This window comes from Meiothermus granaticius NBRC 107808, assembly GCF_003574355.1.
Classification (GTDB): Bacteria; Deinococcota; Deinococci; order Deinococcales; family Thermaceae; genus Meiothermus; species Meiothermus granaticius.
In genome coordinates, this window is the sequence record NZ_QWLB01000063.1 from 1 (window position 1) to 13,664 (window position 13,664).

The 13,664-nt window shown below is 63.0% G+C and carries 16 protein-coding genes; 1 reads left to right on the forward strand and 15 read right to left on the reverse strand.

Annotated elements, in window-relative coordinates:
* Positions 1–69: 69 nt before the first annotated feature.
* The 15 genes from Mgrana_RS15545 to Mgrana_RS15615 all read right to left on the reverse strand — a co-directional run bounded on the left by Mgrana_RS15545 (position 70) and on the right by Mgrana_RS15615 (position 12,616).
* Positions 70–456, reverse strand: a complete 387-nt coding sequence (locus Mgrana_RS15545) for a M67 family metallopeptidase (RefSeq protein WP_119358502.1) — start codon at positions 454–456, stop codon at positions 70–72.
* A gap of 3 nt (positions 457–459) precedes the next feature.
* A complete protein-coding gene (locus Mgrana_RS15550) occupies positions 460–846 on the reverse strand; it encodes a RidA family protein (protein ID WP_119358503.1) in 387 nt (128 codons plus the stop codon).
* A gap of 67 nt (positions 847–913) precedes the next feature.
* Complete coding sequence (locus tag Mgrana_RS15555; RefSeq protein ID WP_119358504.1) at positions 914–2,371, reverse strand: glycoside hydrolase family 13 protein; 1,458 nt, start codon at positions 2,369–2,371, stop codon at positions 914–916.
* An 82-nt stretch (positions 2,372–2,453) separates the two neighbouring features.
* Entirely contained in the window at positions 2,454–3,071 is a 618-nt protein-coding gene (locus Mgrana_RS15560) for a MarC family protein (protein ID WP_119358505.1), read from the reverse strand.
* Positions 3,072–3,104: 33 nt separating this feature from the next.
* Positions 3,105–3,563: an arginine repressor gene (gene argR / locus Mgrana_RS15565; RefSeq protein WP_119358506.1), complete on the reverse strand. Its 459-nt coding sequence runs from the start codon at positions 3,561–3,563 to the stop codon at positions 3,105–3,107.
* A 140-nt stretch (positions 3,564–3,703) separates the two neighbouring features.
* On the reverse strand, positions 3,704–4,018 hold the full coding sequence (rpoZ, locus tag Mgrana_RS15570; protein WP_119358507.1) for a DNA-directed RNA polymerase subunit omega: 315 nt from the start codon (positions 4,016–4,018) through the stop codon (positions 3,704–3,706).
* A 72-nt stretch (positions 4,019–4,090) separates the two neighbouring features.
* Positions 4,091–4,573, reverse strand: a complete 483-nt coding sequence (locus Mgrana_RS15575; RefSeq protein ID WP_119358508.1) for a DUF192 domain-containing protein — start codon at positions 4,571–4,573, stop codon at positions 4,091–4,093.
* Positions 4,574–4,660: 87 nt separating this feature from the next.
* Positions 4,661–5,416, reverse strand: coding sequence for a glutaminyl-peptide cyclotransferase (locus Mgrana_RS15580; RefSeq protein ID WP_119358509.1), 756 nt, complete (start codon positions 5,414–5,416; stop codon positions 4,661–4,663).
* 9 nt (positions 5,417–5,425) lie between these two features.
* Positions 5,426–6,046, reverse strand: a complete 621-nt coding sequence (gene tmk / locus Mgrana_RS15585) for a dTMP kinase (protein WP_119358510.1) — start codon at positions 6,044–6,046, stop codon at positions 5,426–5,428.
* Positions 6,043–6,795, reverse strand: a complete 753-nt coding sequence (locus Mgrana_RS15590; protein WP_119358511.1) for a Nif3-like dinuclear metal center hexameric protein — start codon at positions 6,793–6,795, stop codon at positions 6,043–6,045. Before Mgrana_RS15590 ends, tmk begins: the two co-directional genes overlap by 4 nt.
* Positions 6,796–6,843: 48 nt before the next feature.
* Positions 6,844–8,283 (reverse strand): UDP-N-acetylmuramoyl-L-alanyl-D-glutamate--2,6-diaminopimelate ligase, encoded by a 1,440-nt coding sequence (locus Mgrana_RS15595; protein ID WP_119358512.1) that lies wholly within the window; start codon positions 8,281–8,283, stop codon positions 6,844–6,846.
* A 7-nt stretch (positions 8,284–8,290) separates the two neighbouring features.
* Positions 8,291–8,911 (reverse strand): deoxynucleoside kinase, encoded by a 621-nt coding sequence (locus tag Mgrana_RS15600; protein ID WP_119358513.1) that lies wholly within the window; start codon positions 8,909–8,911, stop codon positions 8,291–8,293.
* A 12-nt stretch (positions 8,912–8,923) separates the two neighbouring features.
* Positions 8,924–9,529 (reverse strand): deoxynucleoside kinase, encoded by a 606-nt coding sequence (locus Mgrana_RS15605; RefSeq protein ID WP_119358514.1) that lies wholly within the window; start codon positions 9,527–9,529, stop codon positions 8,924–8,926.
* 47 nt (positions 9,530–9,576) lie between these two features.
* Positions 9,577–10,734 carry a S1C family serine protease gene (locus Mgrana_RS15610; RefSeq protein WP_119358515.1) on the reverse strand — a complete coding sequence of 386 codons (1,158 nt, stop codon included), beginning with the start codon at positions 10,732–10,734 and terminating at the stop codon, positions 9,577–9,579.
* A 52-nt stretch (positions 10,735–10,786) separates the two neighbouring features.
* Positions 10,787–12,616: an arginine--tRNA ligase gene (locus tag Mgrana_RS15615; protein WP_119358516.1), complete on the reverse strand. Its 1,830-nt coding sequence runs from the start codon at positions 12,614–12,616 to the stop codon at positions 10,787–10,789.
* A 399-nt stretch (positions 12,617–13,015) separates the two neighbouring features.
* On the opposite strand from Mgrana_RS15615, the gene Mgrana_RS15620 reads away from it, so the two are divergent.
* A partial coding sequence (locus Mgrana_RS15620; RefSeq protein WP_147371315.1) for a fibronectin type III domain-containing protein occupies positions 13,016–13,664 on the forward strand: 649 nt, incomplete at its 3' end.

Below are 13,664 nucleotides of genomic sequence, written 5' to 3' on the forward strand. Positions count from 1 at the left end.
GCCCCCCCCACCCCCGGCAAGACGATATGGCGGGCGTAGCGATCCAGTTCTGCTTTGCTCCACATATGCTCAATCCTCGACGCTGATCCCCACCTCACTCCCTTGAGGCAGGATATACGCCCGCACCTCCCCGGTTTCTAGGGCCAAGATCACGTAGGGTACCCGCCAAAAAGCCTGAGCCTGATCGGCGGAACTTGGTTGTGCGGGGCCTCGAGGGTGCGAGTGGTAGATGGCCAGGAGCTCCAGGCCCTCCCGGTCTAGTTTTTGCACGGCCTGGAGCAGAGCCCCTGGGTGGGCATGATAGGCCAGGGTGGGCTGAGGATGGATGTTGGGGAGGGGGATGACCTGGTCTACCTGACCCAACCGCCCCACCCACAACCCCACCCCCTCACGAGGGGCCTCGAGCCGTAGGTGAGTCCGGGTTTGCTCGAGCAGGCCCGCTGAAATCCGCAACATCCTTTAGGGGATTTCCGCCACCACCTCGATCTCAACCTTACACCCCAGCGGCAGCGCGGCGACCGCAACGGTGGTGCGGGCTGGATAAGGGGGCTGGAACATCCCGGCGTATACCGCGTTCATGGCCGCGAAATCGGCCATATCGGTGAGGTAGACGTTGGCTTTGATCACCTGATCCAAACTCAGGCCAGCGCCTTTAAGGACGGCCTCGAGGTTTTTGAAGACCTGCTCGGTTTGTCGGCCCACATCGCCTTCAATCAGCTTACCGGTGGCCGGGTCTATGGGGGTCTGGCCTGAGAGGTAGAGCAGGTTTCCGGTGCGAACCGCTTTGGAGTAAGGCCCTACCGCGGCGGGAGAGCCGGGGGCTTCGGTGATGGCTTGACGCGGCATATGTTCCTCCGAGTCTGATTTTTACAGGTTCTGCTCGAGGCGTCTATCCCATACCCTGGACGGGAGCCTACTCGGTGACCTGCCATACCGTCAGGCTGAAGGGGGCCAGGGGGGTTTCTCCCTCGAGGTAACCCCTGTGGCAGAGCGCTCGGGAGCCATGCAGCAAATCCAAAGCATGCTCCCCGCGCGACCACAACCCGTGGATGGGGAAGCGCAGCTTCCAAGGCTGGGGAGAGGCGTTCACCGTTACCAACAGCGCCGCTTCCCCATGCACTCGAGCAAACGCCAGGTGGCCGTCCTGGGCGTAAATCCGTTGGTATTTGCCGCTGTGCAGCAGGGGGTGTTCCGCCCGCAGCCGGGCCATGTGGCGCACGGCATCCTGCAGGGGCAGCTTCCAGTGCTCCTTCTCCCAGGGCATGGCCCGGCGGTTGTCGGGGTCGTGCCCCCCCTCGAGCCCGATCTCGTCGCCGTAATAAACCGTAGGCGCCCCAGGCAGGGTGTAGAGCATTTGCAGGGCCAACCGGGTGCGCTCCAGATCGCCACGCAGGAGGTTTACCAGGCGGGGGGTGTCGTGAGAGGTCAGAATGTTCATCTGGGCGGTTACGATCTCCCAGGAATACCGCGAGAAGAGGTTTTCTAGGCGGTGGCTACACCCCATCGCGCCCAGGGTTTCCAACCGCCCCAAACCGCTTTTGGCGGCCAGGTCTTTGTCCAGGGTGTCTCCCCCCACAAACCCCAGGATGGCCCGCCCCAGCGGATAATTCATCACCGCGTCGAACTGGTCGCCCTGCAACCAACGGCTGGCGTCGTCCCAAATTTCGCCCACGATATAGGCTTCCGGATTGATGGCCTTGACCCTCGAGCGGAACTCCTGCCAGAAGCGGTCATCGTCGATCTCATTGGGCACGTCCAGCCGCCAACCGTCAATCCCCTGGCGCAGCCAATACTCTGCTACCCCCAGCAGGTATTCACGGCACTCGGGGGTGTTGGTGTTGAACTTGGGCAGCTCGGGGTTGTTCCACCAGGCGGCGAAGTTGGCCTTGCCGCTGTAGGCGTTCAGGGGGAAGCCATACACATAGAACCAGTCCCGGTAGGGAGAGGCTGCGCCGTTTTCCACCAGGTGCTGAAAGGCGAAATGGGCCCGCCCACAGTGGTTGAACACCCCATCCAGGATCACCCGCATTCCCCGGGCATGGGCGGCTTCCAGCAGCTTCTTAAGGGCTTCATTGCCCCCCAGGATGGGGTCTACCTGGTAGTAGTCGCTGGTGTGGTAGCGGTGGTTGGCGGTAGAGGCGAAGACCGGGCAGAAATAGAGGGTATTGAAGCCCATTTCCTGGATGTACTCGAGCTTCTCGATCACCCCCCACAGGTTGCCTCCCTTGAATCCCCTCAGGGTGGGCAGGGCTTCCCAGGCCTCGAATCCTTGGCTGGCGGGCACAGGGTTGGGCAGGGGGCCGGTGCCTCGGTGAAAACGGTCGGGAAAGATTTGGTAGAAGATGGCTTCTTTGACCCAGCTTGGTGTCATCGCAAAAGGCTCCTGAAGGTGTCGCGCAAACAGGGCTTAGTTTACGCGCTCAGCCCTGAAACTCAAGGGGGCTGGGCTGGATTTACAGCTTGAGCAGAACCCGTACCCCATCGGCCACGTACTGCACGGCCAGTGCGGCCAGGAGAATGCCCAGGACCCGGGTCACCACGTTGATTCCAGTACGCCCCAGCACCCTGGAAAGCCGCATGGAGACCCGCAGCAAGAGGTAGGTCAGCACCAGCACCAGCGCGGCCATCAGAAGCACCAGCCAGAAGCCCAGCGCCCCCCCTGGGGCCGCCCCCGTAAGGATCAGGGTGCTGGCCAGGGTACCCGGTCCCGCGATGAAGGGAATGGCCATAGGGAACACCGAGACGTCCTCGCGGGCTCGAGCCTCGGCTTCTTCCTCCTCGGTCTCGCGTTCGTGCTGGGCAAAGACCATGTCCAGGGCGATGCGAAACAGCAGCAGCCCACCGGCTACCTTGAGGGCCTCGAGGCTGATTCCCATGTACTGCAACACCGCACGTCCCAAAAGGGCAAAGACCAGGATCAAGACCCCGGCCACAAATACCGCTTTTCGGGCAATTCGGCGCTGCTCTTCATGGGACCGACCGCCGGCTAAGGCCAGGAAAAAAGGCACCAACCCAAACGGTTCGATCACCACGAAGAGGGTGACAAAGGCTTTGGCGGCGAATTCCAGCATGGGGTTTAGGGGCTCAAAGGCCGGGGCGCCGCTTTAGGCCAGCAACCCCTCGAGCTCCTCCTGCAGGCTTTGGGCCTCGGCTACCGTGCGCCCCACCACCATGATGGTGTCTTCGCCGGCCAGGGTGCCCACGATGTCGTCGCGGCGCAGGCGGTCCATCAGCAGGGCGATCCCGGTGGCATGGCCATCGGTGGTTTTGAGCACCACCACGTTCTCCCCCCGATCCACGTCGTGGACGAAGGTCTGAAAAATTCGCCGCAGCTCCTCCATCGCATCCTCGGCCAGCTCGAGATGGGCCAAGGCATACTTGTGCTTACCCCGCCCCAGGGGAACCCGCACCAGCCGCAGCTCGTTGATGTCCCGGCTCACTGTGGCCTGAGTCACGTTGTAGCCCCGGGCCCGCAGCCGTTCGACCAGCTCGGCCTGGGTAGAGATGCTTTCATTGCTAATCACTTCTTGAATCGCTCGGTGACGTTGCTCTTTGCTCGCCATAGAGATCTCGAGTAAAGATTATACAAGAATGTATATGCAGAATATTCAGACCCAATTCCAAATCGCAAGGGCAAATTCCCCGCCATGACCGGGGGCGTGCTTCGCATCTTCATGCAGAGCCCCTGGGTAGGGCCAGGGCCTTATTCCGCGCTGGGGAGTTCAGCCGCCTCGCGAGGATAGAGCTGATCTAGGAACCGATTGAGGCGATCCTCTACAATTAGCCCTTCGCCGATCTCGAGCCGACCGGTACGCAGCTCCTGCATGGCCCAGGTCACCGGATTGGGGTCGGGTTTTTCCCCCTCGAGGGTGCGCATCCGCGGGATTTCCGAGGGCTCGAGCACGGTGTTCTTGAAGTCGTAGCGCAGAAGCTGCTGGGCACGCTTGGCAACCACCACGGTAAGGCGGTATTTGGAGTCGGTAAGGCTCAGAAGTTTGTCAATTCCGGGTTCGGCCATGGGGCACTCCTTGCAACAAGAGTTGATTCTACACGGAAACCGGGGGTTCGAGAAGAGAAAGCATGCTTTTGATTAGCGATTCTCCAGCCTCACCACATCCCCTGGACGAACCTTGTGCTGGGTGAACCAACCCTTGCGCACCTCGAGGGCCATGCGATACGCCACCTCCGGGGCATACTCGGGGCAGGTGCGCGGGGAGGGGCTGGAGCAGGGTTCCATATCCATGATTTTGAGGATGCTGCCGTTGCCATCCAGGAAGGCCACCGAGACCGCATAGCGAAACCCAGCGGTGTTCCAGGGGCTATCGCGGACCTCCGGGAATTGGTGAAAAAGCCCTTCGACCTGCAATAGATCCCCCCGGTGGCTCACAAACCACTGTCTGGGGGTTAGGACCAGCCCTACCGGCAGCCTGAGGACGTGCCCTGCACTCTCGATGCTGACGGTGCGCTTGGGGAGGGTGGGGGGTGGGGCGTTAAGGGTGCGCCCGGCGTAGAAATATCCCGCTGTGGCCACCGCTACCAGCAGCGCAACCAGACCCAGGGCATAGCTTTTCATAACGGTGGAGGCAGTGGGGGCAGACCGGTGGTCAGATCTCCGGCTTGAGCGGGATTCACGCTAGGCCAACCGGTCTGCCACGGGTCCTCATCTCCCCACCACCTTGATCTCAAATATATAGGGCCAGAGCTTGCCGGTCACCCAGAGCCGATCGCTGGCGGCATCATAGGCGATGCCGTTGAGCACGGCATTGGGATCGGGATTGTTCACCAGCAGGGCTAGGCCGCTGAGGTCGAGCCAGGCTTCAACTTTGCCGTTGCTCGGGTTGATGATGGCGATACGGTTGGTTTCCCAAACGTTGGCGTAGATTTTTCCGCGGATGTACTCGAGCTCGTTGAGCTTTTCTACCGGCTTGCCTTCGGCCGTCACGGTGAGGGTCTTGAGCACTTTGAAGTTGGCATCGCGGAAGTACAGGGTGGCTGAGCCGTCGCTCTGGATGAGGGTTTTACCGTCGGTGGTCAGGCCCCAGCCCTCGGTCTCATAGCGAAAGCTGCCAACGGGGTTGAAGCTGGCGTCGTAGAGGAAGCCGATCCCGTTTTGCCAGGTCATTTGGTAGAAGCGCCCCTGAAAGAGCGCGATCCCCTCCCCGAAGTATTTGGGGTCTAAGGTCCGGCGTTGGACTACCCGACCGGTTTGAAGCTCTACCTTGCGGAGCTCGGACCGGCCATTCAGACCGGTGCCCTCGTAGAGAAACCCCCCAGCATAGAACAGCCCTTCGGTAAAGGCCTGGGGGTCGTGGGGGTAGGTGTTCACCACCTTGAAGGAGTAGACCGGTAGGCCATCGGTGGCCTGGGCCAGGGCCGAGCCCAGCAACAGGGCCAGGGAAACCAAAAGCGCACGCATAGCTCTAGGTTATCCCATGCCCGGCTGAGACAGGAGTGAAGCCAGCTTCGTTCGCACAGCGGCCTGAAGTGCCTCGAGCGGCTGGGTGGCATCCAGCACGACGAAGCGCTCCGGTTCGGCCTGGGCCAGCTCGAGGTAGCCCTGCCGTACGCGCTGGTGAAAGGCCAAGGGTTCGCGCTCGAGGCGGTCCCGCCCCTCAAAGCGGGCCAACCCCACCTCGGGGGGCAGGTCAAAGAGGAAGGTGCAGGCCGGCCAAAGATCCGCGATGGCTCCCCGGGCCACCTGGCGCAGCCACTCCAGGCTTAACCCCCGACCGTAGCCTTGGTAGGCCAGCGAGGAGTCCAACCAGCGGTCACACAGCACCACTTTTCCCTCCCTGAGCCCCGGCTGGATCACCGCGCGCGCGTGCTCGGCGCGGTCGGCGGAGTAGAGCAGGTATTCCGCCTCCGGGCTCATGGCCGCCTGATGCAGTACAAGCTGGCGGATACCCCTGCCTAGCTCGGTTCCACCGGGCTCGCGGGTGCTGAGCACGGCGTGTCCGTTGGCCTCGAGCCACCCCTTGAGCAGCCCGACCTGTGTGGATTTGCCCGCCCCCTCGGGGCCTTCGAAGGTCAGGAAGAGCCCACTCATAGCCCGGTCGGATGATCTATGAACACCCAGGGCAGGCCGAACTCCTCCTCGATCCGCTGGGCTAGCGCCTTGACCCCGAAGGTCTCGGTATCGTAGTGCCCGGCGTAGATCACGTTCATGCCCAGCTCGAAAGCCTCGTGAAAATGGGCATGCGAGGGCTCACCGGTGATGAAGAGGTCGCAGCCTAGGGCCTTGGCGGTGCCGATCTCGCCCGCCGCGCCGCCCGAGATCACCCCGACCCTCGAGACCTCCTCCGCCCCGCCCTGGTGGACCAGTACCTGCATCCCGGTCAGCCCCCCCAGCCGATCCCCCAGTTGCGAGAGGGTCTGGGGGGGCTCGAGCCGACCGATGATCCCGATGGGGCCATACTTGGAGACCACCAAGGGCTCGAGCTCGCTCAACCCCAGCTTGCTGGCCATGACCGCGTTATTGCCCACCTCCGGATGGGCGTCGAGGGGGAGATGGGCGGTGTAGAGGCTGATACCGCCGGCAAAGAGGGTCTCGAGCCGCCGCTTCTGGTATCCCACGATGGGAAAGGGCTGCCCCCACCACAGCCCATGATGGGTGATGAGGAAATCCACCTCCTCTTGGCGGGCCCTTTCAAAGATGCTTTGGGCCGCGTCCACCGCTGCCCCAACCTTGCCAATGGTGGCCTTTCCCTCCACCTGGAGCCCGTTCATGGAGGGATCTTGGAACTCGGAGAGGCGTAGAAAACGGTTCAACCAACCGACCAGAACATCGCGGTGCATATCAGGAGTCTACCTGTACCCTGGGGATACCACCAATGCCGCCCACGGCTAGCGGCCCAGCGTTTCAAGGGCCCTCAGCACCTCTTCCACCTCGTTCCAGGGCAGTACCTCGGTGCCCCGCTCGAGCGTCCGCTCGTGGCCTTTGCCCGAGAAGAGCACCGTGTCACCGGGCCGGGCCTCCTCTAAGGCATAGCGGATGGCCTCGCGCCGGTCGGGCACCAGCACATAGCGGCGGGGGTCGCCGTGGGCCCGGGCCATGGTCTTTAGGATTGCCTCCAGGGGCTCGGTGCGGTGGTCTTCCTCGGTGAAGATGGCCAGGTCGGCCAGGCGAGCCGCCACCTGCCCGATGCCCGTTCGGCGGCTTGGATCCTGGTTGCCGGCGGCCCCGATCACCACCAGCAGGCGGTTTTGGGTGGTGGGGCGCAGGGTTTGCAAGGCGGCCTCGAGGCTGGCCCCGGTGTGGGCAAAATCCACCACCACCCGAAAAGGCTCACGCTGCACCAGCTGCATCCGGCCCGGTACACCCGGAAAACGGGCCAGCCCGGCCTGGAGTTGCGCCACCGAGAGGCCCATCCGGCTGGCGGCGGCCAGGGCGGCCAGGGCGTTCTCGGCGTTGAAGCGCCCCAGCATGGGCAACTGCACCGGGAACGACCCGATAGGCGAGATGACTTCAAACGACAGGCCACTGCCGCTTTCCTCCAGACGCTGTAGCCGCCAGTCGCCCTGGGCGCCGTAGGTCCAGGTCTGGGGGCGACCCGCCAGGGTTTGGGTCCAGGGGTTGTCGCTGTTCACCACCGCGAACCTCGAGCGCTCCAGGAGCTTCTTTTTCTCAGCAAAATAGTTTTCCATGCTGCCATGCAGGTCGAGGTGGTCTTGGTAGAGGTTGGTGAAGACGCCCACTTCGTAGGTAAGCCCCCGCACCCGCTCCAGGGCCAGCGCGTGGCTGCTCACCTCGAGCACCGCCTGCTGACACCCGGCTACCCCAAAGCGGTGCAGCATCTCCTGCACCTGCGGGGCCTCGGGGGTGGTGAAGTGGCCGGGCAAAAGGAGCTCCTCATCCCCAATTTTGACCCCCACCGTGGAGAGCCGGCCCACCGGTGGAGAGGCCGATTGCAACAGGTGGTGGAGCAGCACCGTAACGGTGGTTTTGCCCTTGGAGCCGGTCACACCGACCAACTTCAACTTTTGCGCCGGATAGCCCCAGAAGGCCGCCGAGAGGTCGGCCAGGGCCGCGCGGGCATCGGCAACTTGGAGGTAGGGAACCGGCAGGTCTAGGTTCTTATTTCCCACCACCGCCACCGCCCCGCGCCCCAGAGCCTGCGCGATGTAGTCATGCCCATCCAGTGGGGGCCTTGAGGGCAGCGCCACCCCGGGGATGGCCACAAAGACAAACCCAGGCTGAACCAAGCGGGAATCCTGGGTTACCCCTTTCACCTCCACACCGGGGGCGGATAGGCCAAAGGGGGCGAAGAGCTGGGTCAGGGTCATACCGCTATTAAACCAGCGGCCTGCTGAGCCCATAGCCCTCGAGCATGCGAAACAGCAGCTCCCGATCCTCGAGGTCATCGGCGTAATTCACCGTGTCGCTGGAGATCACCAGCACCGGAGAAAGGTCGTAAGCAGCGATCCAGGCTTCATACAGTCGGTTGAGGGCGGCCAGATATTCGGCGGGAATCTGCTGCTCGTACTCGCGTCCGCGTCGCTGAATGTGGGCTTGCAGGGTAGGAAGGCTGGCCCGTACGTAGATCAGCAGGTCGGGTTTGCGCAGGGCCGGGGCGATGCCTTCGTAGAGCGAGAGATAGGTGCTCCAGTCGCGCTGAGACAGATGCCCTTCCAGGTGGAGGTTTTGCGCGAAGATATAGGCGTCCTCAAAGACTGTGCGGTCTTGTACCACGTGAACCGCAGGGTTGACCTCCTCGAGGTGCTGCTTGAGCCGCTTGGACAAAAAGAACACCTGGGACTGGAAGGCCCACCGGCCCATATCGGCATAGAAGTCTGCCAGATAGGGGTTTTCGTCCACGGCTTCATACACCGCTCGCAGGGCGTAGCGCTCGGAAAGAAGCGCGGTCAGGGTGGATTTTCCTGAGCCGATGTTACCCGCGATAGCCACGTACATAAGCGGGGAACCTCAGCGGGCCCCTACCTCCAGGCGGTGCCGTACCTGTTCCACAATCCAGGCTTGGTGCTCGAGGTCATCGGCAAAGTTGAACTCGGTGGTGTTGATGACCCACAGCGGGTGGGGATAGGTGGCGAAATGGCGTTCATAGCTCTGCACCAAGCACTCCAAGTAGGCCGGGCTAATTTCCCGCTCAAAGGTTCGCCCACGGCGTCGGATGCGCTCCAGAATCACCGGCAGTGGGGCCCGCAAATAGACGGTAAGGTCGGGAGCGGGGATTCGCGGAGCCAGGTTGGCGTACAGGTCGGAGTAAAGGTTCCACTCGGGGCCCTCCAGGTTCATGGCGGCGAAGATGGCGTCCTTGTCAAAGAAGTAGTCAGCCACTATCCCCCCGGCAAACAGGCTGGGTTGCGAGAGCGGCAGAAGCTGCTTGTAGCGCGAGAGCAGAAAGAACACCTGTACCTGGAAGCTGTATTTGGCGGGGTCTTGGTAGAACAGGGGAAGAAAGGGGTTTTCCTCCACCACCTCCAGCAGCGGCTCGGCGCCGAGCCGCTGCGCCAACAACCGCGTAAGGGTGGTCTTGCCCACCCCAATTACCCCTTCGATCACCACATACACGCCTCAAGGCTAAAGGCTCGGGGACTAAAGGGGAAGCCTGGGTCTGTTCACCGCCGGGCCATCATGGTCACTGTGACCTCGAGGTTGCGCCCGTTGCGCCAGATGGTGAGTTTGACCTTATCCCCTGGGCGGAAGCGGGCCAGGGTCTGGGTGATTTCTCCGGCGTTGCGCATGGCTTTGCCATTAACCGCCAGGATGATATCGCCAAGGCCGATCAGCTTGCCGCGCTGATCCCGTTGGGCCGGGCGCAGCCCGGCCTGGGCGGCGGGCCCTCCGGGCTCAACCTTCTCCACCATGGCCCCCTTGGTGGAGAGCAGGCCGACCTTGCCCAGCAAGAGCGGATCGAGATCGGTCAAGTCTACCAAGGTGGCCCGCAGGCCGCCGCGCTGCGGTACCCCAAAGCGCTCCAGGTCCTGCACGCTCTGCTTCACCAGATCGCCGGGGATGGCCACCCCGATCCCACCGATCCCGCTGATGTCCCCCAGGATGCTGTTGGCGACCCCTACCACCCGGCCCTGGAGATCCAGTACCGGCCCCCCGGAGTTGCCCTGCATGATGCGCGCATCGGTGAAGAGCAGGTCGCCGATCTCCGAGCCGATCTCGGGGTCAAGGTCATTCTTCTGGGCGGTGGTGGGGCCCACTCCAGAGAGAATCCCGTAGCTGGCAAGATTCCTTTGGCCAAAGGGGCTGCCGATCACCACCAAGCCCATCCCAGTGGGCAGGTTTTGCGAGCTGCCGAAGGTTAGCTGTGCTGGGGCGGTGGCCCCTTGGATGCTCAGGATGGCGATGTCAATGCCCTTGTCTACGGCAAACACCGTCCCTGGGAAGCTGCGCCCATCGAAGAGCTCCACGCTGATATCGCGCAGATCCTGGACCACGTGGTAGTTGGTGATGATGCGGTTGGAGCTGTAGAAAAACCCTGAGCCATTGGTGGGGCCTTCGTTACCGGTCTGGGGATCCCGTACGATCCCTGAGATTTTAACCACCGCGGGCATGGCCCGGCGGATCACCTCCACTCGAGCCACCTCTTCTGGGGTGGTCAGGCGGGGGGCCTGAGCCAGGCTGGGGGAAAGGAGGATCGTGCCCAGGGCTAAGCTGAGCGGGATCAGATTATGGCGTCCCCTCCAGGTTCGCTCGAGGAGGGTGCGGGCGAATGGGGTGAACCAGCCTGGATACGGTCGGGAGAAGGGCAGAGCGTGCGTCATCAATAAACCCGCCCTATTGTCGTATGTGCGAGATGAGGAATCAATGGGTGGGCTACATCACCTCGGGCGCTTGCAATCCCACCAGCCCCAGCCCCAGCTGGAGGGTGCGCTGCAAGGACCGCACCAGCCCCAGGCGCAATCCCCGCAGCCCCTCTGGGGCCCCCAGCACTACGGTGGCCGGTTTGCCCTCGGGGGTTTTGGCGTTGTAGTAGGTGTTCCAGGCTGCGGCGAGATCGAGAAGGTACTGAGCCAGGAGATGGGGGGCTTTGGCCCGAGCTGCTTCCTGAACGGTTTCTCTGAAGCGCAGCAACACCTTGGCCAGCTCGAGTTCATAGGCAGTGGCTTGAGAGAAATCCGGAGCCTCTCCCCCCAGGCCTTGTTCCTCGGCTTTGCGCAAGATGGAGCAGGCTCGAGCAAACGCGTACTGCACGTAGGGGCCGGTATCCCCCTCAAAGGAGAGGGCCTGCTCGTAGCGGAAGTCAATCTGTTTTTTGGCCTCGCTTTTGATCATGGCAAACCGCACCGCCCCCACCCCAATGGCTTCTGCAGCGGTCTCGGGGCTGGGGTGCTCGGGGTTTTTCTCGGCGATGATGGCCCGGGCGCGGCGCACGGCTTCGTCCAGCACCTCGTCCACCGAAACGGTGATGCCCTTGCGCCCGGACATCTGCTGCCCCTCCAAGAGCACCGTTTCGTAAGCCAGGTGGAAGCAGTGTTGGGCCAAGTCGGGCCGCCCTTCCACCTCCAGGCTGGCCTGCACGATGCGCAGGGCGTGGCTCTGCCGCGCGTCTACCACATTGATGGTCTCGGTAGCCGCGCCGAACCCCATCGGTTGGCCCTCAGGAGCGCTGCTGTAGAGGGCATGGCCGCTGGGTTGGGTGTCGTAGGGCTTGAACTTGACCCCGCCCAAGAGGCCCATCTTCCAGAACTGCAGGGCGATGTCCTTGGCGGTATAGGTCGAGGTGCCATTGGAGCGGATCAGCACCAGGTAGGGATCCTCGAGGCCGGGGATAAAGGGCGACATGTCCATGACGAAGGCCCCGGCGTACTTGCCCTCGGTGGGGCGGTGGACGTAAGGGGTTCCCTCCAGGGCCTGCATGGCCTTTTCCAAAAGCCCCTCGCGCACGATATCCGACTCCCAGACCAGGGCGTCGTACTCGGCTCCCAGGCGGTACATGGTCTCTAGCTGGGCCCGAAGGATGCGCTCCACCGCGCCCCGCAGCTCCCCGCGCTCGAGGCGGTGCAGGGTCTCCTGCACGCCGTGTTCGATGGTGGTTTTCTTCTCGGGGTCTTGCATCTCCTGATGCAGCCGAACGTAGGCCTCACCCGCGAAATGGTCGTATTTTTGGTCTCCCTCCGAATCCCCCAGACCGAAGTGCTCGAGGGCATACAGGCTCTCGGCAGCCTGACGCCCGGTATCGTCAATGTAGTTCATCACCTCGACCTCGCGCCCCGCAAAGCGCAGGATGCGGGCCAGGGAATCCCCCAGGCAGATGTTCCGCAGATGCCCGACGTGCAGCTCCTTGTTGGGGTTGACCGAGGTGTGCTCGAGCAGCACTTTCCCCGGCTGCGGGGTGAGGGGCTCGAGGGGCTGGCTAGCCGTTTGGGCCAAAAAGGCCGGCTCGAGCTCGAAATTGAGGTATCCGCCGGTTACGAAGGTCCGCCGAACCCAAGCGGGCAGGGTGAGCCGTTCGGCAATCTCCGTGGCGATCAGGGGAGGCGCCTTGCGCAAGACCCGGGCCAGGCCCATGGCGACCGGTGTGCCGTAGTCGCCCTCTTTGCCTGGAGGGGTTTCCTGCACGATGATCTCTGGCAACTCGGCAACGCCCAGGCGGTTCAATGCTTCGGCAATGGTGGTTTTGAGTAGGGGCTTGATCTCCTGCACCGCAACATGGTATTGCAGTGGGGTTCAAACGGCAAACCCCTACCGAGGCCAGCAGGGTGCGGTCTTGCTAAACCCAAAAGTCCCGCAGGACGCGCTGCGGGGCTTTGCTTTAGCCCAATTGCACAGAGGCTAAGCGCTGCTTTAGGCCGAAACCCCCCTATAGTTACGCCGTTGATTCACGCGATCACCTCCTTCGCCCTCCAATATAGCCGCTTCCAAGCCCGGACAAGGGTTATGGGTCACGCCCGGCGTTAAGCCTGAAGCTGGGGGGCTTGAGCCGTGGTAACACCCGGCCCCAATATGCATAGGGACAGATTTCAGGGGATAACGCCCTCCGAAACGCAATTCAGCCCGGCTCGAGAGACAACTCCCCTACACTGAGATTAGGGGCGATAGGGGATGGCACGGTTGCTTTGGGGGATGCTGGGATTGGGGTTGGTGGGATGCGCGGCTTCCCTTCAGCCCCCGGAATCCCCCACGTCCTTTGCGGTCCGGGCCGTGTCTTGGCGCCAGGTGGAGCTGCAATGGGGGGTTACAAGGGGGGCCACGGCCTATGTGCTCGAGCGCAAGGCCGGTGCCTCAGAGAGCCTTGGCTTTACCCGCCTGGGGGTTTTACCGGCCGACCAGTACAGCTTTTCCGACCAAGTCAGCCCAAGCACCACCTATACCTACCGACTCCGTGCGCACAACCATGCAGGCGAAAGCGCCGCGGCAGTGCAGACAGTAACCGTTCCGGCTGCCCCTCCGGAACCCCCGGCCTGGTTTATGGCGGAGGCCTTGGCCTCAGACCGAGTGCTGCTGCGTTGGTCGGAAGCTCCGGGGGCCGCAGGATATCGCCTCGAGCGGGCCGATGAACCCCCGGAGGACTATGCCCAGGTGGCCGTGCTCGAGGCCCCCACACAGAACTATACCGACACCTCCCTCAAGCCCAACACCGTCTACGCCTACCGGCTGGTTGCGATGAATTCCTCGGGCACGAGCTCCAGCCTGAGCCATACGGTACGCACCCCGGCTGCGCCCTCACCCACCCCCCCATCGGTGCCCACGC